18 protein-coding genes and 2 tRNA genes are annotated in these 22,539 nt (G+C 26.3%); 8 read left to right on the top strand and 12 right to left on the bottom strand.

Annotated features, from left to right (window positions below; translation table 11 throughout):
• The first annotated feature begins 368 nt into the window (after nt 1-368).
• The 4 genes from cbiD (at nt 369) to MBFIL_RS04290 (ending at nt 5,643) form a co-directional block, all read left to right on the top strand.
• Nucleotides 369-1,463 (top strand): cobalt-precorrin-5B (C(1))-methyltransferase CbiD, encoded by a 1,095-nt coding sequence (cbiD, locus tag MBFIL_RS04305; RefSeq protein WP_066971821.1) that lies wholly within the window; start codon nt 369-371, stop codon nt 1,461-1,463.
• A 145-nt stretch (nt 1,464-1,608) separates the two neighbouring features.
• Nucleotides 1,609-2,706 carry a glycosyltransferase family 4 protein gene (locus MBFIL_RS04300; RefSeq protein ID WP_066971819.1) on the top strand — a complete coding sequence of 366 codons (1,098 nt, stop codon included), beginning with the start codon at nt 1,609-1,611 and terminating at the stop codon, nt 2,704-2,706.
• Between the two features lie 106 nt (nt 2,707-2,812).
• Entirely contained in the window at nt 2,813-3,283 is a 471-nt protein-coding gene (gene moaC, locus MBFIL_RS04295; protein ID WP_066971817.1) for a cyclic pyranopterin monophosphate synthase MoaC, read from the top strand.
• Nucleotides 3,284-3,561: 278 nt separating this feature from the next.
• Nucleotides 3,562-5,643, top strand: coding sequence for a DEAD/DEAH box helicase (locus MBFIL_RS04290; RefSeq protein ID WP_084266294.1), 2,082 nt, complete (start codon nt 3,562-3,564; stop codon nt 5,641-5,643).
• A 155-nt stretch (nt 5,644-5,798) separates the two neighbouring features.
• Here the strand turns inward: MBFIL_RS04290 and MBFIL_RS04285 are convergent, their stop codons facing one another.
• From MBFIL_RS04285 to MBFIL_RS04275, 3 genes are all read right to left on the bottom strand, one after another.
• A complete protein-coding gene (locus MBFIL_RS04285) occupies nt 5,799-6,293 on the bottom strand; it encodes a DUF308 domain-containing protein (protein ID WP_066971811.1) in 495 nt (164 codons plus the stop codon).
• Between the two features lie 390 nt (nt 6,294-6,683).
• Nucleotides 6,684-7,010, bottom strand: a complete 327-nt coding sequence (locus MBFIL_RS04280) for a DUF2098 domain-containing protein (RefSeq protein ID WP_066971809.1) — start codon at nt 7,008-7,010, stop codon at nt 6,684-6,686.
• A gap of 247 nt (nt 7,011-7,257) precedes the next feature.
• Nucleotides 7,258-7,479 (bottom strand): PRC-barrel domain-containing protein, encoded by a 222-nt coding sequence (locus MBFIL_RS04275; RefSeq protein ID WP_066971807.1) that lies wholly within the window; start codon nt 7,477-7,479, stop codon nt 7,258-7,260.
• Between the two features lie 483 nt (nt 7,480-7,962).
• Here MBFIL_RS04275 and MBFIL_RS04270 point away from each other — a divergent pair, with 483 nt between their 5' ends.
• Together MBFIL_RS04270 and deoC are read left to right on the top strand one after the other, a co-directional pair.
• Nucleotides 7,963-9,702, top strand: a complete 1,740-nt coding sequence (locus tag MBFIL_RS04270) for a tRNA uridine(34) 5-carboxymethylaminomethyl modification radical SAM/GNAT enzyme Elp3 (protein WP_066971825.1) — start codon at nt 7,963-7,965, stop codon at nt 9,700-9,702.
• 41 nt (nt 9,703-9,743) lie between these two features.
• Nucleotides 9,744-10,451, top strand: coding sequence for a deoxyribose-phosphate aldolase (deoC, locus tag MBFIL_RS04265; RefSeq protein WP_066971805.1), 708 nt, complete (start codon nt 9,744-9,746; stop codon nt 10,449-10,451).
• 607 nt (nt 10,452-11,058) lie between these two features.
• Here the strand turns inward: deoC and MBFIL_RS04260 are convergent.
• The 3 genes from MBFIL_RS04260 to MBFIL_RS04250 all read right to left on the bottom strand — a co-directional run bounded on the left by MBFIL_RS04260 (nt 11,059) and on the right by MBFIL_RS04250 (nt 11,700).
• A tRNA-Phe gene (locus MBFIL_RS04260) sits at nt 11,059-11,131 on the bottom strand.
• A 2-nt stretch (nt 11,132-11,133) separates the two neighbouring features.
• Nucleotides 11,134-11,205: transfer RNA gene (locus MBFIL_RS04255), tRNA-Val, on the bottom strand.
• Between the two features lie 294 nt (nt 11,206-11,499).
• Nucleotides 11,500-11,700, bottom strand: a complete 201-nt coding sequence (locus tag MBFIL_RS04250) for a histone family protein (protein ID WP_066971803.1) — start codon at nt 11,698-11,700, stop codon at nt 11,500-11,502.
• Between the two features lie 931 nt (nt 11,701-12,631).
• On the opposite strand from MBFIL_RS04250, the gene cofH reads away from it, so the two are divergent.
• Nucleotides 12,632-13,747 (top strand): 5-amino-6-(D-ribitylamino)uracil--L-tyrosine 4-hydroxyphenyl transferase CofH, encoded by a 1,116-nt coding sequence (gene cofH / locus MBFIL_RS04245; RefSeq protein ID WP_066971801.1) that lies wholly within the window; start codon nt 12,632-12,634, stop codon nt 13,745-13,747.
• A 107-nt stretch (nt 13,748-13,854) separates the two neighbouring features.
• Here cofH and MBFIL_RS04240 read toward each other — a convergent pair whose 3' ends face one another.
• The 5 genes from MBFIL_RS04240 to tes form a co-directional block, all read right to left on the bottom strand.
• Nucleotides 13,855-15,162, bottom strand: a complete 1,308-nt coding sequence (locus MBFIL_RS04240) for a tRNA (N(6)-L-threonylcarbamoyladenosine(37)-C(2))-methylthiotransferase (RefSeq protein WP_066971799.1) — start codon at nt 15,160-15,162, stop codon at nt 13,855-13,857.
• Nucleotides 15,163-15,344: 182 nt separating this feature from the next.
• Nucleotides 15,345-15,986, bottom strand: a complete 642-nt coding sequence (locus MBFIL_RS04235; RefSeq protein ID WP_066971797.1) for an HVO_0476 family zinc finger protein — start codon at nt 15,984-15,986, stop codon at nt 15,345-15,347.
• Between the two features lie 495 nt (nt 15,987-16,481).
• Nucleotides 16,482-16,967, bottom strand: coding sequence for a homoaconitase small subunit (hacB, locus tag MBFIL_RS04230; RefSeq protein ID WP_066971796.1), 486 nt, complete (start codon nt 16,965-16,967; stop codon nt 16,482-16,484).
• A 123-nt stretch (nt 16,968-17,090) separates the two neighbouring features.
• Nucleotides 17,091-18,116, bottom strand: coding sequence for a beta-ribofuranosylaminobenzene 5'-phosphate synthase (locus tag MBFIL_RS04225; RefSeq protein ID WP_066971793.1), 1,026 nt, complete (start codon nt 18,114-18,116; stop codon nt 17,091-17,093).
• A gap of 257 nt (nt 18,117-18,373) precedes the next feature.
• Nucleotides 18,374-19,876 carry a tetraether lipid synthase Tes gene (gene tes / locus MBFIL_RS04220; RefSeq protein WP_066971789.1) on the bottom strand — a complete coding sequence of 501 codons (1,503 nt, stop codon included), beginning with the start codon at nt 19,874-19,876 and terminating at the stop codon, nt 18,374-18,376.
• Nucleotides 19,877-20,593: 717 nt separating this feature from the next.
• Between tes and MBFIL_RS04215 the strand changes: the two genes are divergently transcribed.
• The gene (locus MBFIL_RS04215) at nt 20,594-21,109 is read left to right on the top strand and encodes a CDP-2,3-bis-(O-geranylgeranyl)-sn-glycerol synthase (protein WP_066971787.1); all 516 of its coding nucleotides are present in this window, start codon (nt 20,594-20,596) and stop codon (nt 21,107-21,109) included.
• Between the two features lie 225 nt (nt 21,110-21,334).
• Here MBFIL_RS04215 and MBFIL_RS04210 read toward each other — a convergent pair whose 3' ends face one another.
• Nucleotides 21,335-22,153: a DUF368 domain-containing protein gene (locus MBFIL_RS04210; protein WP_066971823.1), complete on the bottom strand. Its 819-nt coding sequence runs from the start codon at nt 22,151-22,153 to the stop codon at nt 21,335-21,337.
• Nucleotides 22,154-22,539: the final 386 nt, after the last annotated feature.

Below are 22,539 nucleotides of genomic sequence, written 5' to 3'. Positions count from 1 at the left end.
AAACCCCACCAAGAAAAAATAGAACCAATTGTAGAAGAAGTTTCTGAAATAAGAAAAAAATAAAGAAGCAATGTTTAATTTAAGGCAATTCTATAGAATCGATTAAATCCTTAACTTAACAGCTGTGCATAAAATACTGTTTTTTCATAAGAGAGATTTGTTAAAAAAATATGAATTATTGAACATAATTCAATATGATTAAATATAAATAATATAATGTTAATAAAATCATGAATAGATTAATTAATATTTCAATAAATAACCAAGAGAATATCATAACAATCAATAAGTATATTAGATTAAACGAATATAATTAAAACAGTTACAAGAAAAAAATAGTTAGTAATTCAAAATATGTTAAGATTTTTATGAAAGATAATACACGAAAAACTGGATTAAGTACTGGAACTATCGCTACTGCTTCATCCATTGCTGCGATTAAAGTACTTTTAGGAAATGAACCTAATGTGAAGGTAACTGATGTAATTAGCCCTGAGGGAATTATATCTAGTGTTCAGATTAAGGAATCATTGAAGTTGAATGAAATCACTGCCCAAGCTTCTGCTATAAAATTCGATTATAATGATCCAGATATTACAGTAAACCACGAAATAATATCCAAAGTAAAACTATTTGACAAAAACAGTGACATACCACTAAATAAAGAATTACATAGTGAAGACATTATAATTGTTGGAGGCGATGGTGTAGGAATAATAACAAAACATGGCTTACAACTTCCCATAGGATCATATGCAATCAATCCCATTCCCCGATCTATGATTATTAAAAATTTAAAAAAATATCTTCCAAAAAATAAAAGAGCACTGGTGACCATTACAATTCCTGAAGGTGAAGAACTAGCCAAAAAAACAATGAATCCTCGTCTTGGAATCATTAGAGGACTTTCTATACTTGGAACAACTGGGATAGCTATATCTAGATCAAATGAAGCATATAAAAAATCATTAGTTTACCAATTAAGTATAGCTATGGCATATAAATATGAAGAATTAATTTTTGTTCCAGGAAATATTGGCGAAAAATATGCTCTTAAACATTTTAATGTTAATAAAGATCAAATAATTCAAATGGGAAATTATGTTGGATTTATGTTAAAAAAAGCTAAAGAATATGGTATAAACAAGATAATACTACTTGGACATATTGGAAAACTTATTAAAATAGCTGGAGGAATATTTAATACACAAAATAAAATTGCTGATACCAGGAGAGAAATAATGAGTGCCCATACTGCACTATGTGGAGCAGATACAGAAACAGTGGAAAAAATCTTCAACTCCACAACAACTGAGGAAATGTTAGCTATTTTAAGAAAAAAGGATATGGATAAAGCAGTTCTTAAGAATATTAATAAATCAATTGTTGATATTTGTAAAGAAAGATTTAATATAGATATAGAACTAATACTAATCGATATGAAAGGAAATAAATTAAACTAAAACAAACTTTTAAAAAGCATTTTAAGTATGAGAAATGCTTTTATTAATATTAACAACACCTTAATAAATTATTAATCAATAGAACTCCAAAGAGAATATTGCTTAATAATTTTTAAAGACATAATACAATTAATGAGGAATAAACATGAAAATAGCTATGGTTGGTCAATTTCCACCACATATCGGAGGAGTTAGTACTCATGTTCTTAATTTATCAAAGGAACTTATAAAAAAAGGTCATGAAGTTTATGTTGTGACATATCCTCAAAAAAACCTTAAAGATATTGGTAAAATCCATGTTAATAGTACCTATGGAATAAACATTAAAGGACTTAGAAGTTTATTTTTTATAATTTTTGGAACAATAAAATTAGTTCAAATTGTTAAGAAACATGATATTGATATTATACATGGACACTACTTATTCCCACCAGGTTTAATAGCTATTTTAGGAGGTTTTTTCACTAAAAAGAAAGTGTATATTACAGCTCATGGCTCAGATATATTCAATTTATACAAAAACAAAGGTTTCATGAGACCTATACTAAAATTTATACTTAAAAAGGCATATAAAGTTTTAGTTGTAAGTGAAGCTTTAAAAGAAGAAATAATTAAAATTAATATTAAAGGAATAGAAGAAAAAGTTAGAATTAATCTGAATGCAGTTGATATAAACAAATTCAAACCAGATAATAGCTATTTGTTTAAAAAAGAACTAATTAAAGATTATGATATCATTGAAAATCAAGCTATTATATTATATGTTGGACGATTAGATAAAGAAAAAAATGTAGAAAGTTTAATTGAAGCCAAAAAACATTTGAAAACTCCATCAACACTTGTAATAGTTGGTTATGGTCCACTTGAAAATAATTTAAAGGAAAAAATTAAAAAAGAAAAAATATCTAACGTTATATTTACTGGAAAAAGAAAAGACATAGAAAATATCATTCCAAGCTCTGATATATTAGTTTTGCCTTCATTTTATGAAAGTTTTGGTATTGTTTTAATAGAAGCCTTAAGCTGTGGAAAACCTGTGATTGGGAGCGATATTAAATCAATTAGATCAATAATAACCGAAGATGTAGGATTACTTATTGATCCAAATAATACTAAAGACATAACAAATAAAATTGACTTAATATTAACAAATAAAGATCTAAAAAAGAAAATGGAAAAAAATGCAAGACAGAGAGCATTATTATTTTCAAAAATACAAATTCCATATGATATGAATATTTAAAATATGTTAAAATATGAGTTTTATTTGATTTAACTTAAACCATAAAACAAAGAAATAATATAATTAAATACAACAATTCCATATAAAGTTAAAAATAAGTGGTATTATGAAAGAAAAAAAATTCACCCATCTAACTGAAAGCGGAGTACATATGGTTGAAGTAGGGAAAAAGTCGATTCAAAAAAGAATAGCTATTGCTTCTGGAAAAATTAAACTTAGTGCGGAAACAATAAACATGATAAAAAACCATGATATTGAAAAAGGGAATGTTTTAACTACTGCACAAATCGCAGCTATTAATGCAGTTAAAAACACATCAAATCTCATACCTTTATGTCACCAATTACAAATTAGCGGGATTAAAGTAGATTTTGAGATATTTAAAACTGAAATAGCTATTAAAATTAGTGTTAAAACTTTAGGACAAACTGGAGTTGAAATGGAAGCTATTACTGGAGTTAGTGTAGGTCTTCTAACAATATGGGATATGGTTAAATCTGTTGAAAAAAATAAAGAAGGACAATATCCAAATACAGAAATATATGATATAAAAGTTCTTGATAAGAAAAAAACTTGATATAAAATAGATCAAATTAATACAATATAAATCAAATATTATAATTTAATCAAACATTATAATTTAAAATTTAAATTGCATATTACTTTTCAAATGCTCTTACTATTTTTATTAATATAAGTTTTAACAAATTAATTAATAGAAAATTTATTTATTAATAGATAATTTAATTAATAAAATCATGATTGTAAATATATTTTCTAATATATCATAATTGGGCTTATACTATTTATTATAAGAATTATTATCCAATGTTAAAATAATTCAATTATACGGAATTGGTGATTATGGAAAATATCCCTGACAATATAAAAACTATTATAAAAGAAACCTATCCCTACATTAAAGAGATGAATCCTGCTCAAAAAGCAGTTGTTGAATCAGGATACCTTAAAAATGAATCAAATTACATAATAGCTATTCCAACAGCAAGTGGAAAGACTGTTCTTGGAGTAATGGCTGCGCTTCAATCTATATTAAATGGTGGAAAAGCTGTTTATGCTGCCCCGCTTATTTCAATACAAAATGAGAAAGTTAAGGAGTTTAAGAAATTTGAGGAACATGGAATAAGTGTTGGAAGGCATCCATCATCATCAGACTTGTCAATAATGGTTTTTGAGTCTTTTGATGCGCTTACACGATTTTCTTGGAACACACTTCGTGATGTAGATACTATAATCATTGATGAATTCCATATGATTGGAGAATTTTCTAGAGGACCTACATTAGAATGTGCTATCACAAGAGCTAAAATAATAAACCCTAAAATGAGAATTGTGGCATTATCTGCAACATTAAATAATATGAAAGAAATTCAAGAGTGGTTAGAATGTGAAGTTGTAGAACATGATTACCGCCCAGTACCACTGACTAAGGAAGTTTTAAACACAGAAATGTTTTCAACTAAAAATAAAAATGATGTTGTGTGTAAAATTGTAGAAGAATCTATTGAAAACAATTCACAAGCACTTAGTTTTGTATCAACAAGGAGGTTTACAGAATCATTAGCAGATTATGTAGCTGATAAAATAGGTAAAAAAATAGCTAAAGAAGATAAAGAAAAGTTCCAAATTGTCTCCGATAAAATCCTTGAAGTTCCAGAGAAAAAAGGATCCCTTCCAACATCTACTTGCCTTAGATTAGCTGAATGTTGTAAAAATGGTACTGCTTTCCATCATGCAGGACTTTTTAATGAGCAAAAAGAAATTATTGAAGATGAATTTAGAGCAGGAAACCTTTTAATGATTACAGCAACACCAAGTTTAATGTATGGTGTGAATCTACCTTCCAGAAGTGTCATAATTAGAGATTACACAAGGTGGACTGCTCAAGGACCACAATCCATTCCTGTTTTTGATTATGAACAAATGTCTGGTAGAGCTGGTAGACCACAGTATGATAACGAAGGTTACTCGTATTTAATAGCTAAATCACTAGATGAAGCCTATGAACTTCAAGATAAATATGTAAATGGTGAAGTTGAAGATACTAATTCTAAGCTTATTGAAAATAAAGATGCTGTGTATAAACAAATAATTGCACAAATAGCATCATCACTTGCAAACAATCCTGTTGAAATCCAAGAATTCTTCAATAAAACATTTTACGGACATCAAATGACCAATAATGAACATATGAGTGCTTTTGCTGAGGAAAGTTTAAAGTATGAAATTGAAAATGCCTTAGAATTTTTAATTGCAAATGGAATTATTCAAGCAACCCCTGAAGGATTAAAAGTTACAGGTATTGGAAATTTAATAGCTAAATCAAATTATGCTGTAGAAACTGCAGTGAAACTTAAAGAATATGCAAACCAAATGGAAGAATTAGACATAGGTAGTTTAATTTATCAACTTGCACTAACTCCAGACTTACCACTTATATCATTTAAAGGAAGAAAGTCAAAAGATCCAGTTAGGGAAAAAATAGCATCACTTGGATTATTCGCAGTAGACATTGGAAACTCTGAAGCAACTACAGTTTCATTAATAGAATGGATGAATGAGCGAAATGAGTATGAGATTGAAAATGCTTACTATGTTTATGCAGCATCCACACGACGAAGTGCCTATGAAGCATCTCTTTTAATTAGATTCCTTAAAAACATTCTAGAAGTTCTTGGGAAATATAGTTACTCCAAAAACTTAGATTATTTATCTGCAAGACTATACTACGGAACAAAAGAAGACTTAATCCCACTTGTTCTTGGAATAAAAAGACTAGGAAGAAAAAAAGCAAGATCCCTTGTTAAAACATTTGGGGAAGACTTGAGACCATACACAGAAAAGCAATTACAAAAAATTGATGGTATAGGACCAAAATTAGCAAAGAAAATCAAGGAATATTCAAATAATCTTTAAATTAAAATAAAACAAGCATAAATTATGAACAAATTGTAAATAAATTGTAAATAAATTGTAAATAATTAAAAATCTAAACACATTATTTACCATTATTTACTATTTACCATTATTTACTACATTAAATCAAAATTATAACATATTAATTGAATTTATCAATCCAAAGATCTTGTTGCAATCAGTGTAATTCCTTCAATTATTAAGCTTACACCTATAATAACAGCAATGAATAATGGATCTTGTAATGAAAATGCAGCCAATATTATGGTTAAAATACCTAATATAACTGTAATTCCTGCCGAAGTTCTATCATGAATAACAACTCTTGAGAATAATCCTAATATTCCTCCAAAGACCATTAAAAATCCAATAACATATAAATAGAATACTACAAACAAGTCAAAAAGTAATACTTGACCAAAAAGAAGCATACCCAATAATATAGCAAATATTCCAATAATTATATAAAATATACATGCCCACTTACTAACTTTCCATAAATTAAAGCCAGTAACGAGATAGTATACTCCTAAGATTAGTATTCCTAAACTTACAATGACTGATAATGCAGTCATACTTGCAAAAGGAAATATTAACATTAAAATACCCAATATTACTGCCAATATTCCAACAATAGCTTTATTCTCCATTTAATTAACTCCTTAATAATTATTTTAATTTATATTATAAAAAATATATATCATTTCATATATTAAGAATTAATAAATATATTTTCAAAATATATAAATAACATGTATAATATTATGTTAATAAAGAATGATAAACCTTTCGATTATATACATATAATATTCTCAATATAATATTTATATGCAAAAATAATAACTAGAATAAATATAGTTATGTATGAGAAATATTAAAAAATACTTAAAAATAGCTAAAAAATAATATAAAAGTAAATATATAGTAGAAAATGAAAATAAAATGAAAAGAGCATAAAATTGTGTGAAAAATATTAAAAGAGATTAAAATAAATTATTAAAACAAATGACAATATTAAAAGAAAAAAGATAGAATATTAATTAGCCTCCACCTTCACCAACATTAGTATCCATTTCAATAGTTTCAAACCCTTCTCTTAAATTTTTAGTTTTATCAACAACATCATCATCTTCTGCTTGTTCTGAATTACTATTATCTTCATCATGAATATTATTTTCATCTGAGATATCATCACCAATAAGTTCTAGAGTACTTGAATCATACCAAAGATTTGTTTTATCAAGTTTAATCCAGTAGATATCATCTTCAAATTTAATATCCAGAGATTTTCCAATTGTTCCAGTACCATTATACCTAACAACAGAACCGATATTAATTAATTTACCATGAGAATCATGTGCATCCATTAAAACACCTACTATTTAATAAATTTATGATTTATATAAGCCTTAGAAAAGGAGTTAAGCTATAAATATACTATAGATACTACTGTATTAAAAATAATATAAATAGTTTTATAAAATAGCTAAAATAGCTATTAATTCCTTGATAAATCAATGTTCATTATATTTATTACTCATTAAACTCATTTTATGATACTCATTATTTCATGATACTCATTAAATTAACTGTTTTATGAAGATTTAGGAATTATTATTCTTTTATATTTAATTTAAGTAATATATAATCTCCAATACTCTCAATATCATTAAAATTAATTACGATATCATCTTTAGATATAACTCCTGTCTTGTGGGAAATAACAATATTATTTATGATTCCTTCTTCATCATCAAAATCTAAATCACTTACTTTTCCCAAAATTCTTGCATCCCTATCTACTACTTGCATACCTAAAATATGTTTTATTCTCATAAAAATCCTCCAACATTTAAAATCTAACTACCAATTAATAAATAAAAAAATCAATGACTAAATTAAATTAATACTATTAAAATTATTAATATGATTATTATTTATTAATAAAACATGAAAATGTATCATTAATACTAATATTAACAAGTAATAAATGAAAATAATTCAAAAAAGTCTATTGATAGATAGTATATATTAAATATATGTTTCTTTTATATTAAATATTTTTTGATAAAAATAAAAAAAGCTATTATTATACCTAAAAAAGGCAATATCTATTTAAAAATAAACATTTAACTAATAAAAATAAATAGTTTGGTAAATAACAAAGATAATTATTTAAAATTAATTATTAGTATAATTATTAGATAAAATAACAATATCCAAAAATAAGATATAAAATCAATTATATACTGTAATTAATAAATTTAAATAAAAAACTAATAGTAATTATATGAATACAAATATTAGGAGAATAAAATGATGGAAACTCCATGCCGTTTACTGATTGACAATATATTAAAAGGAGATATAAAAACTAGGCATGATCTTGAAAAAGCAAAAAGAGAAGTTTGTAAAGAATTTAAGTTGCAAAAATTCATGACAAATTCTAACATATTGTACTATGCACATGAAAAAGAAAAAGAATTTTTATTAGATCTTTTACAGAAAAAACCTACACGAACAATATCAGGAGTAGCTATTGTAGCTGTGATGTGTCATCCACACAAATGTCCTCATGGACGATGCTTATACTGTCCTGAAAGTACTGTTGCACCTCCAAGTTATACAGGAGAAGAACCAGCAGCACTTAGAGCTAGAATGTTTAAGTTTGACCCCTATGCACAAACATATAACCGTTTAAAACAGTTACATGCTATTGGACATCCTGTAGATAAGGTAGAATTAATAATAATGGGAGGAACATTTCCTTCACGAGATTTATGTTATCAAGAATGGTTTATATCAAGTTGTCTTAAAGCAATGTATGATTTTGGCGAAGATATACAACAAAACCATAATACCAATAAAAATAATTACAAAAATAGCTATAAAAATAATTACAAAAATAGCTATAAAAATAATTACAAAAATAGCTATAAAAATAATTACAAAAATAGCTATAAAAAAGAACATGTCAATGATTCTAGCCTTAAAAGATATAAACCTAATGATTATGTCTTAATAAACGATATTCAAAAAGTTAATGAAAATTCTAAGGTTCGTTGTGTAGGCATGACATTTGAAACACGACCAGATTACTGCAAAAAAGAAGATATTGATAGAATGCTTAACATGGGAGTTACAAGAGTTGAACTTGGAGTTCAAACGACTTATGACTTTATTTATAGAAAGATAAAAAGAGGACACAGTGTTAAAGATGTAATCAAATCAAATCAACTTCTTAGAGATTCTGGAGTCAAAGTATGTATGCATTTAATGCCAGGACTACTTTCAAATCCTGAAATGGATCTTAGAATCTTTAAAAGAGTATTCAATGATCCTGATTTTAAACCAGATATGTTGAAAATATATCCTTGTCTTGTTACAAAAGGAAGTGAACTTTATAAAATGTGGAAAGAAGGAAAATACAAGCCTTATTCCACAGATGAAGCAATAGATTTAATTGTTAAAATTAAAAAAATCCTACCAAAATGGGTTAGAACCATGCGAATACAAAGAGATATTCCTACAAACTTAATTGATGATGGTGTTTTAAATTCAAACCTGGGAGAGTTAGTATATAATAGATTAAATGAAGAAAATATCCAGTGCAAATGTATAAGGTGTCGAGAAATAGGACACAATTTAGAAAACAAGGAAATAGCTATTGATGAATTTAGACTATTTAAAGAAAGCTATGAGTGTGCTGGAGGAGAAGAAATATTCTTATCCTATGAAGACATAGATGAAAAATACATTGCAGGGTTTTTAAGATTGCGTATGCCTTCTAAAAATGCATATAGAAAAGAAGTTGATGATACAACAGCAATTGTACGAGAGTTACATGTTTATGGAAATATGTTAAAGATTGGTGCTAAAAGTGACAAAATCGGTCAACATATTGGTTATGGACAAAATTTACTTGAAAAAGCAGAAGAAATAGCTATTAAAAATAAAAAAGAAAAATTATTAATAACAAGCGGAATTGGAGCTAGAAATTATTATAGGAAATTTGGATATGAGCAAGTTGGTCCCTACATGTCTAAATCATTAATTTAAATTATTAAATTACTTAAACTATCTAAATGGAAGTTAGGAATATGAGAAATTTTAAATCAAGTGAAGAGTTAGCAAAAGTAATTGAAAGTACTAATCTAAAAAATAATGCAACTAAAGAAGATATTAAGCAGTTAGCTATTGATGCAGAGAAATATAATTTTTATTCTGTTGTAGTTAGTCCATATTATGTAAATTATGCTAAAGAACTGTTGAAATATAGTAAAGTTAAGGTTGGAACAGTTATTGGATTTCCATTAGGTTATACTACCAACAAAACAAAAGAATTTGAAGTTAAAGATGCTATTAACAATGGTTGTGATGAGATAGATATGGTTATGAATATTGAAGCATTTAAATCTGGAGACATTGAAACTGTAAAAGAAGAAATTAAAAATATCGTTTCAATTTCAAAAGAATCCTCTTTAAAGGACATATATATTAAAGTAATTATTGAAACAGGAATTTTAAACAAAGAAGAAAAAATAAACATTTCAAATATAGTACTGGATGCTGGAGCAGACTTTATTAAAACATCCACTGGATTTAACAATGTTTTAGGAGCAAATGTTACAGACATAACACTACTTAGAAAAACAGTCCCATCAATGAAGATAAAAGCTTCTGGAGGAATAAATAATTATAAAACAGCCTTTAGAATGCTATCTTCTGGAGCAGACAGACTTGGAACATCAAATGCTGTTGAAATAATTGAAGAATTTGATAAAATTAGTGCAATTCATGAACTTTAAAATATTATATTAATACTTTTTAGTATTAAAATAGTAAAATATCTTTTGTTAATTATGATAAATAGAATAGCTATCTAACACCAATTTAAAGGCTAATTATTCATCTAATAAAATAACGACACTTTGAACCTATTGTGGAGGTTCATTTCAAAAAGTATTTTTTAAATATGCAATATATCATTCCATTTATATATCCTGATTTTTTAAGAATGATTTTAATTTTTTCATCGTGTATAATTTGTATACAGTTATTTTTTGAATATAGTTCTATGAAATATATTATTGTCCATGTATTATCGTATACAATTTGTATACAGTTATTTTTTGAATAGTTCTATGAAATATATTATTGTCCATGTATTATCGTATACAATTTGTATACAGTTATTGTTAATAAAATATATTATCTATTTTATATTTGCAAGACAATAGTTCCAATTAATGTTACCATATCTCCCTACTGCTATTAAGTAAAATGAACCCCGCCCTGTTAAAGATAGGTACTTAAAAAACATTAAAATAGAGTAAAAACTATTAAAAACAAAATAAACATGAACAATAGGATTTAAAAATAAAATAATTGAATAACAATAATAAAAACAAGATATGCCGTGTGCCGGACTTGAACCAGCGACATCTAGATCTTCAGTCTAGCGTTCTCCCAACTGAACTAACACGGCTATGGGCCGAACGAGATTCGAACTCGTGATCACCTCCGTGTCAGGGAGGTATCATACCCCTAGACCACCGGCCCTTACTTAATAAAAGTTATGGACTAAATCATATATAACCTTTTTGATATAGTTCATAGTTCAATTTCAACAAATTAAACTTTATAAGAACTAGTATAAAAACTTTAGCATTTAAATTAATACAATAAATTTAAAATGTATGAATTATAATGATTTAAACTAAGAATAGTCTAGTATATAAAATTAATAACTCATTTCAGTTTATAAAAAATATAAAATATAATGAGTATAAGTTTGTAAATAGCTAAATAAAAAAATTAATTGGTCTGAAGCAGACCAATAGAATCAAAAACTACTTATTTAATAGCTAATTTAATATCTTCAGCTTTTACAGTTTTTCTACCGGCGTGGCGAGCATAATCGACAGCTTTTTTAGCTAATGCTTCACCTTGTTCTTCTAGTGCTTCTGCTAATGCAACTTTCGCGTCATCACTAATTCTTTGTGCACCGGCATTTTTTAATATACGACCTACAGGTGCGATTGGTAATTCACTCATATTTTCACCTCCAATTTAATGTTGTCTAACATAATATATAAAGGTATCGATTATACCATTATATCTTTAACTTGAATTAACATCCAATGATGAAAAAATTTACATTCAGATATATAAAAAACTAGGATAATATATAGAAAAAATTAGGCAAAAAAGTATATCAAATTTGAAAATTAGCAACAAATTGACATCAAAAATTTCACTATCAAATAGGAATTTAAGACGTTTAATAGCCCAATATAATGATAAAATTAATTAAATTAAAATTAAATAGTATGAATAAATATTATACAATTAAATTAAAACTAAATAGACTATATTATAGCTATTAGAAAATAATTAATCTAATAACAATTCAAATATTGAAAGATAAGTAAGTATACTTAAAATAAAGTGCATAGGATAAAATATAAATTAAAAAATTAACATGAAAATTAAAAATAAATACAGGTAATTAATAAATATTTATACTTAATATAATAACAAAAATTATAGCTATTTAATTATAAATTTAATTAAAAAATAATTAATTCTTAACTAAAAAAATAAAAATTAAATTCAAAAACAAACAAAAAGTTATTTGAAGTTAAATATTAAAAACAAGCATAAATAATTATTAACTCGGATAAATAAGTGTTTAATTAAATTAAAATTAAAATTAAAATAAATAAATGCTATATTAAACTAAAATAGTTTAAATAATATAAAATAAGCTGAATAGAGTCCAGATTAGATTTTTAAATTTAATAAAACTATTTTAAATAATTTAAATTTCGATAAAAAATATTTACATGTGATTAAACATGCTTAAACCATTAAATAATATCTATTTATTATAAAAAATACCAAAGAGGAATAATAAAGACTATTACATTTTAAAATTTAAAATATAATCGAAAGCTTAATATCATAATCAGAATAATTTAAAATTATGTACTCTAAGTTAAATATTAACAAAAAAACTAAGGGAATTTTAGAAAACAGTTTGGACAATCCAATTTCTAAAGAAGATGCACTTTACTTAATGAAATTAAAGGGAAGAGACATAACTGCATTATTAATTACTGCTGATTTAAAGAGAGAAATGGTGGTTAAAGATAATGTGACATTTATTAATAATTGGAACATTAATTTCACCAACATTTGTAGTGGAACATGTGGCTTTTGTGCTTTTAAGAAAGATCCTAATGATGATGAAGCATATTTCTTAAAAATTGAAGATTTAGTTAAGAGAGCTAAAAATGCCTGTGATGACGGAGCAACTGAACTATGTATTCAGGGAGGACTTCATAAAGATATTGACATTTATTTTTACGAATCTATTTTAAAAAATATAAAAGCAGAATGCCCTGATGTTCATATACATGCATTTTCACCAATGGAAGTTTTTTATGGTTCCAAACAGGCAGAAGTTCCAATTTATGAATCTATGAAAATTCTTAAAAAAGCAGGTCTTGGAAGTATGCCTGGAACTGCTGCTGAAATTCTAAATGATGATGTTAGAAAGATAATTTGTCCAGGAAAATTAAGTACTGATCAATGGAAAGATGTTGTAACAACTGCACATAAATCAGGAATTAAAACAACTTCTACAATGATGTATGGACATGTTGAAACATTGGAAGATCGTGTTAATCATTTAGAAATAATTAGACAAATACAAAAAGAAACTGGAGGGTTCACTGAATTCGTCCCCCTTACATTTATGCACGAAAAAGCACCAATATTTAAGAAAGGTCAGGCAAATCCTGGTGCCACAGGTGTTGAAGATCTTAAAATTTATGCAATAGCTAGATTAATCTTTCATGATTATTTAAAGAACATTCAAGTTTCATGGGTAAAATTAGGATTTAAATTAGCGCAAGTAGGATTACTTGCTGGAGCAAATGATTTAGGCGGAACTTTAGGAGAAGAAAACATCTCTAAATCAGCAGGATCAAATTATGGTGTTAGAACTGAGTTAAATAAATTAGAAGAAATAGTTAAAGATGTTGGTAGAACCCCTGCTTTAAGGGATTCATTATATGAAACAATAACACCTGTATAAAAAAATAATATACTTTATATTTTACATTTTATTATTTTTTTCATTAATAAGTATTACCTATACAAAAAGAGAACTATAAATAAAGAATTAAATAGAATTAAATAAATTTAATTTTTAACTTTTCCTTTCAAATAGGTACTTGTTGCTTCAGTGATTTCAACTTCAACAAAAGTTCCAAGTTCTGCTTCTTGAATTACAACTGGAATATACGAGTCAGTTTTGGCAATAAAACCAGATTTACTTCCAACTTCAACAACAAGTGCTTTTTGAATTGTGCCCACTAAACTTTTATTTTCTTCTTTAGTTATCTCAGATTTAATATCATTTACATGTTTTGAACGTTTTTTCATGATATTATGAGGTATTTCATCGAAAATTGAAGATAATGCTCCTTTTCTGTGTTTATATTTAGATAAGTGAATAATTCCTGGTTTAATTTCTTCTATTAAATCAACTGTTTTATTAAAATCTTCTTCTGATTCTGTTGGATATCCTACAATGATGTCTGTAGCTATTGTAATATTTGGAATTTCCTTTTTAAACTTCTTAACCATATTTTTATATTGTTCTACAGTATGTTCTCTTCCCATATCATTTAATATTTTATTACTACCACTTTGAATAGGTAAATGGACAAAACTATAGACATTTTCAAGTTTAAAGCTTTCAATCAAATTATCAATATCATCCATTGCATTTTTAGGGTGCATCATTCCAACACGAACTCTAAAATTACCTTCAATACTTGCCACATCATTAATAAGGTCTGATAATTTCTCTCCAGTATCCTTACCATATGCTGCAGTATCTTGAGCTGTGAGCTGTATTTCTACACATCCTTCCCTAATAGCTTGCCTTGCTTCAGCCATTATATCCTCAGATTTGTAGCTTTGAAGATATCCTCTTGCAAAACGAGTACAACAATAGGTACATGCACCTAAACATCCTTCACAAATCTGAATAACATGAATAAGAGGATCGAATCTGATTTTTGGAAGACCTACTTTAGGATTTGATGAAAATCCACACTCTCTTTGGATTACTCCATTTAATGTGTTTTTAACAACTTCGAATGAAGAATCTAGTTTATGTGGACCTATCCAGCTTGCATTTGGTGCTATTTTGCTTAGTTTTTCAGGATCTATCTCAACCATACATCCACTAACAATTATTTTAACTTCAGGATAATTTTTCTGTAATTTTCCAATCCGATTTGTAATTTTGCTTTCTGTGGGATTTTTGACATAACATGTGTTTATAATAGCTATATCAGATTTTTCAATAGAATCAACAAGTGCCACACCATTATCCACTAAATAACCTGCAATTATTTCAGAATCTGCTTTATTAAAAGTACAACCATAAGTTTCAATAAAAACTTTACAAATGTGCTCTTTTTTATCAATTAAAACCATAATTTAATCCCACAACACAATAAATTAAATTAAATTATAAATAAAATAGGTCAGCTAAAATAAAATTAAAAAAATAGACCAATAATATAAAAATAAATTACAAAATTATAAATAAATTATAAATTTAGACTATAAACTTAGACTAATGTAAACAAACTACCAAACAATATTAAATAAATTTATTAAGAGAATTTAGGTTTTTTAAGTTTTTTAGAATGAATATTACTAGTTAAATCATAATCATAATTTCTTAAATTTATAGGTCGCCCATAAACCCGTCTTATAACTGATGCCTTAGCAGCACCTTTTTTCATCTTTCTTTCTAATGTTTTAATCGTGTGAACTTTAAAAATGTTCTTCTCTAGTTTAATAACATCTTCAACCTTTATTCTGTAATCCCTATCTAAATCTATTTTATAAGAAGTTACATCCCCACCAAAATCAATAGATACTCCTATACGAGAAGGTATTTCAATTGATGATGACCATATTGTTTCAACATCTCTTACAAAAGCCTTATCTACTCTTTTTCCAGATTTTAATTCAAGTGCATTTATTTCAGCTTGACCTAAATCAGACAATACTATATTACCACTTGATAATTCATCATCAGGATTTAATTTAATAAATGTTTTCATAGATTCATTATTTTTACTAATAATTAATCTATATTCCACAGGTCTAGTTTCAGTTATTGAGTCTTTAAAGACAAATCCACAATCATTACATTTTAATAACAATTCACTTATTTCTTTACTTTTAGATGAAACCTTTTTTGATTTTAGTGTTTCAGTTGAATCGCATCCACAAATTGGACATTCCATTTTCAAAACCTCTTAAATATATAACAATATAATTGGCAAATATAATTTATAACTATTATTTATTAATATTCCTTAAATTTATTATTATACTTATAATTATTAAAACTATTACTAAAATTTAACACTGATTTCGAAAAAATAAAAAATTTTTTCAAAATCCTTTTTGAAGCCATAAAAACTGATTTAGGTACTTATGGGAGATTTTGCAAAATTTTCTATTTTGCGAAATCAGTGTATAATTTAACACTGATTTCGAAAAAATAAAAAATTTTTTCAAAATCCTTTTTAAAGCCATAAAAACTGATTTAGGTACTTATGGGAGATTTTGCAAAATTTTCTATTTTGCGAAATCAGTGTATAAATATTTTTATTAAAATAAAATACTAAAAAGTAGTGTCCAAATTATATTAATTATATTGATAATAGCCATTATAAAATTAATAAAAGTATTTGTAACCTATGTTTTAATAATAGCTATTTTAAATTTAAACAAATTTATTCTTTTTCTCTGAGATAGTGATTAACTAACCCCTTCTCATTAAGAATATTTAGCATGAATTCCTTAAAAGGAGCGATTGAAAAAGTTTGATTATTTGTTAAATTTGAAATAATTCCTTTTTCTAAGTTAATATTAAGAATATCTCCTTCATCAGATTCTATATCTGCAACAATAACTGGAAGACCAATATTAATTGCATTTCTATAAAATATTCTTGCAAATGATTTAGCTATTACTGCACTTACTCCAGAATATTTAATAGATACTGGAGCTTGTTCTCTTGAAGAACCACAACCGAAATTCCAACCTCCAACTATGATATCTCCATCCCCCACTATTGAAGCGAAATCAGGTCTCTCTCCTGCCATGACATGACTAGCTAACTCTTTTGGATCAAAAGTTCTTAAAAATCTTCCAGGAATAATAACATCTGTATCAATGTTATCTCCAAATTTCCATACTTTTCCTTCTATTAATTCCATTTAAAAAAAACCTATAAAATTTTGTTATAATTAAGTAATTCGTTGTTAATGTTATAATAACTTTGAAAGTTATTAATATTTACATTGCAATATTACTAATTTAGTATAAATTATTACAAATAATTACCTTTGAAGTTCATAACCTGTATTTTGAGCTTTAGTTATAAAAACATCACCATTTTCTCCAATGAATTCTTTAGTTGCTTTAAAAACTTCTTTAGTATTGCCTTCAGTTATTCCATAGATACTTGGACCAAAAGAACTCATTCCAACACCATAAGCTCCTGCTTCTCTCATATTTGCCATTGCAGATTTTATAATATCTGATTGAAGGTTAACTTCGACTTTTTTAAATCCTAAGTTTTGTATTTGATCAATAGACTTTCCAAAACACTCTATGTTTTTTTCAAGTAAAAATGGCAACAAATTCATTAAAATAAGATGAGATAATTTCTCAACATCCTGTTTTGGAACTGGACAATATTCTGTGAAAATATCAACTTCTTTTTGACCAGTTACAGATGTGTCAGCTCTTGGAATAGCTACGATAATATCCCATTCCTCAGGAAAATCATAAATTCCTAGTAAATGTGGAGGTTTGGCTGGAGATGCTGCAGAAGGTAGGAATGTTCCTTTTTCTTTTAGATTATGCCCTCCATCAAGAATAAAACCTCCATAATCAAAAGAAAAAATCCCAATTCCTGAAGTTCCACCTCTACCAGTAATTTTACCTAATTCTACACTACTTATATCTTTATCAAAAGTAGAATCAGTAGTTGAAATAGAATTATCTTCTTTTAAATGTTCATATACTAATTTTGATGTAGCAAGAGAAATTTGAGTACCAGAACCAAGTCCAGAATGAGGAAGATATGCTTTTTTAACTGTGAAATGAAATCCCCCATCTATATTGTAATAAGACATAGTTTTCTCTGCAGAACTTGTAATTTTTTTAATGCATTCTGATTTTATCTCATTACTATTAATTTCAGAGTCAAAATCAATCATAACGCCATTATCAGATAACTCACTTTTTAATGAAAAGTTAGGATCAGCTAATGTTAGACCAATTCCTCCATCAGCTCGACCATAAGACCCATTGAGATCTATTAAGGTCATATGTAGCCTTGAAGGTGTTTTAATAATCATCATATCACTATTCCAGTAATTAAATTATAATTCTTATAAGACCATTATAATATTTAATTATTTGCAAATGATTTCCAAACTTATGAAATATCAACATTTAATACAATACAAATTTTTGTATAATATAAGAAATAGCTAAATAATATAAAAGCTAAATAATATAAATAATAGTTAGAAGAATTAAAATAAAAGACCAATATTTAAAATAAATCATTAAACTTTAGAAATAAATAATATAATCCAAATTATACTTTTATTTAAGATTCTAAAGTTTTTTCTGGTTTTAATGGCGTTGAGAATTCTTCTTCAATTTGGCTTCGGTATATTGAATTCATAGTACAGAATGGAATAATACGTCCGTCAGGTACAGCATAATGAATTACACATTTCTTAACGCGGTCTTCATCAAAATTAAATGGATCCATGAAATGCATGCATGAAATTAATAATGAATTTTTGTGGAAATCACCTAACGAATCATATGATCTCTTTTTAAGTACATTAACAAGAATATCTTTGATATTTATAGAATCAGGAGTGTTATCTTTATCTAATACCTTTGGAATTTCTTTAAGAGAACTAGCTAAAACTCTGGATTTAATAGCAAATCCTCCTTCTTCTAATCTATGTGCATTTTCATCTAAAAGTTCTAAGAACCTATCAACATCAATAAAATTAGTTACAGGTATTATTTTCTCATCATCATCCACAAATATGTAAGTAGCTATTCCACAATGTTGATGGCAATTAAGAGTCACAGATGGTTCTTTACCCTCTAATGCCCCTATAAAATTAGAAAATGGCTCAACAGCAGAAGGAGGGTAGAAATCATCTGGAACAATTGCACGATTTGTTTGTTCTGTAACAAGTTCTATGAAGTCAGGAATAGTTACTCTTTGTTCTTCTACTTGATCTGCAGGAGTCCTTCCAGCAAAAGAAACTGGTTGGAAATTAACACCATGAACAATGTCCCTATTTTTAATAGCAAATCTTATAATATCTCCTATTTGATCATCATTGATTCCCTTAACTATTGTTGGAACAAGAACTATTCCAAGCCCTACTTTTCTACAGTTTTCAATAGCTTTTAATTTTTGAGGAAGTATATTTTTACCTCTATTATAGACATAAGGTTCTTCAGTTACTCCATCAAATTGAAGATAAACTGTATTTAAACCTACATCAACAAGTTCTTTTGCAAAACTTTCTTTTCTAGCTATTCTCAAACCATTTGTAGCTATTTGTGTATGTGAAAATCCTTCATCTCTTGCTAATTTTAAAAGCTCAGCTATATCTTTCCTTACTGTTGGTTCTCCTCCAGCATATTGAATAGCTGGTGTTGGAGTAGGTTCTAAGTCTCTAAGGTTTTTAAGCATTTGACGAATCTCATCAAAACTTGGTTCATATAACCTTTTAGAAGTAGCTGCATTTGCAAAACATACTGGACATTTAAGATTGCATCTATTAGTAACATCAATTAAACCAAGAACTGTACTTGTTTCATGATTCTCACAAATCCCACAGTTATTTGGGCATCCTTCATTATGAGTAGTTACTTGCGGATTGTCCACTGATTTAATTGTTGGAATAAAATCATTCACTTTTTTGTAGATTTCAGCATTACTCCAATAAGTATTATCAAATTTCCCATGTTGAGGGCACTCTTTCTTTATTCTGATTTTTCCATCTTCTTCATATACTTCTGCTTCTAATGATTCAAAACATACAGGACATAAACTTTTTGTCTTTTTAATAAACACCCAATCACCTAATTAAAGAATTTAAATGAATTTGTTAGTGAATAATTATAAAATTTATAAATATAATAAAATTAAAAACATAGCTATTATAATTAACATACATCATGTGATTAATTTTAATAATAATTGAAATTCAATATAACTATATGTAATCTAATATATACTAAATTAATAACTCATATATTAAATACAATAAATCACATAATATATTAAAAATTCATGGTTTTAGAAATATTATTAAACTCCATTATTAATTAATACATTAGAATATATTGTATTTATCCTATATTTATATTATGACTATATCTTAATATTTCAGTAAATTGTACTATTCTAATTTAATCATACTATAATAGTACATTATAATAAATATACATTATAATATTAGTTATTATTGTGTAATTAATACTATTGATTATCAATCATGTGAATTAATTTTAATAAATAGATATAATATAATTTTAATAAATATATAATATAAAGTTAATCATATAAAATGCAAATAAAAAGTTAATCATATAATTGACTTTAAAATTTAATTAAAAGGTTAAATAAGATTATAATTTTTATTAAAAAAAGCATTTTCTATGGTTAATGATTATTATCATGAAATAAATTTTGATCAAACTTATTTCCAGCGAGAATTTAGAAAACTCTATATTTTCTCGTTTTAAAAGTTTGAATAATACCCTATATTATTTTTATAGAGGAAATTTAATGAATCAAACTATAAACTTTCTTATAACCTGTTTAAGTATTGGTGTTTTTCTATTACCTGCATACATTGCAAATCTGAGCGGTCTTGCATTTGGGGGCGAAACTCCATTAGATTTAGGAAAAAACTTCATTGATGGACGTAGAATTTTAGGAAATGGTGTCACATGGAAAGGTTTAATCTTTGGAACAATAGCTGGAACAATAGCTGGAACAATTATTGGAGTACTCGAAGGAAGCGTGCTCTACGGGTTTATCGTTGGGCTTTTACTTAGTTTTGGATCTTTAACAGGTGATGCAGTAGGAAGTTTTATTAAAAGACGATTAAAAATAGACCAAGGACGACCTGCACCTATAATGGATCAATTAGATTTTTTTGTAGGGGCTTTGATATTGGTTTCACTTGTGGTTAATATAGATGGGACTACAATTATAGTTGGAGCAATTATTACATTAATTCTTCATTTAAGTAGTAATAGTGTTGCATATTTACTTAAAATAAAAGATGTTTGGTATTAAACACTAAAAAAATTATTAATAAGTTATATATTAACAATATACATAATTAAGAACCTCACAAATTCCTAAAAATCTAAAAAATTAAAAAATTAAAAAATCAAAGAAAGTGTTATATTATATGAATTAATGTCAAATACTCCTAGTACAAATAGAAACCTATGGAAAAATTTAAAAATGGATTAAAGATAAATTAAAGAGAACCTTTATCAATTAAAAAAATTTATTTCATTCTATGTATTTAAATTTCATTTCCAAGAGTACAATCAAGGCAAAACCTACAATCATCAAAATAACACAAAAAGCTATATCAAATAGAGATCCTCCAATATTAGTTGTTATTTGATTAACAGGAATTCTTAGTGTTCCAATCATTATTCCAATTAGCAAAGCTAATGTTATTTCTTCATGATGTTGTAATAGGTAATCTAACAACTTTGAGAATCCTAAAATTCCAATTAATGCACCTACACAGAATGTTATAACTTCTACCAAGTTAAATGAATTTAAAGCATTTAACATATAGTGATATTGTCCTAGTAATAATAAAATGAATGCTCCAGAAATTCCTGGAAGGATCATTGCACAAATAGCTACCATTCCTGAAAGAAACAATACAGGTAAAGTGTGGTTTGTTGCAATTGGATTTAATCCAACAAAGATATAAGCTAAAACAAACCCTATTATTGAAATCAATATGATTTTAGGAGAAAAATGTACAATTTGTTTATATAAAACATAGGATGAAGCTAATATTAAACCTAAAAAGAAAGCAAATGTAATTGCAGTGTAATCTTCAAGTAAAAAAGATATAACTTTAGAAAGTGTTAACATTGCTATGGCAATTCCAAGAAGAAGAGGAATGAATAATTGAAAATCAATTTCATCTAAAAAACTTCTTTTAAATTCTGAAAAATCACCCTTAAACAGCGGTTTAATGAATTTAAAATTTATTTTTCCGATGGCATGAACAAGTCTTTCGTATATTCCTGTGATTAAAGCAATAGTACCTCCAGAAACACCAGGGATGATGTCTGCAGATCCCATAAATAATCCACGTATAAAGATCAATATTGGTTCTATAAATTTATTTGTCATTAAATCACTCAATAATATTTTGATTAATAAAATTTATTATTATTTTACAATTCGAATTTTAATAAAATTAAATCATTACCTAATAAAAATATATAATACTTATTAAATATGTCGTTATTTATAATTATTCTTAATTATTTATATTTATTTATAATTAATTTATAAGTATTTATTAACTTTTTATATCTATTATTATATTTTATTTATATTTTATAGGGGATGTTCCATAATTCAATAGATAATTAGTTAAGACTTATTTTCTTAAATAAGTATTTTGAGAGCCTTATATTGCTGATAAATTAATTATATGGATATTTAATTAGTTATATAAATTG

Origin of the sequence: Methanobrevibacter filiformis, assembly GCF_001639265.1 — an archaeon.
Taxonomy (GTDB): Archaea; Methanobacteriota; Methanobacteria; order Methanobacteriales; family Methanobacteriaceae; genus Methanacia; species Methanacia filiformis.
Note: the sequence above shows the minus strand (reverse complement) of the source record. Positions and strands in the feature narration are given on the sequence as shown.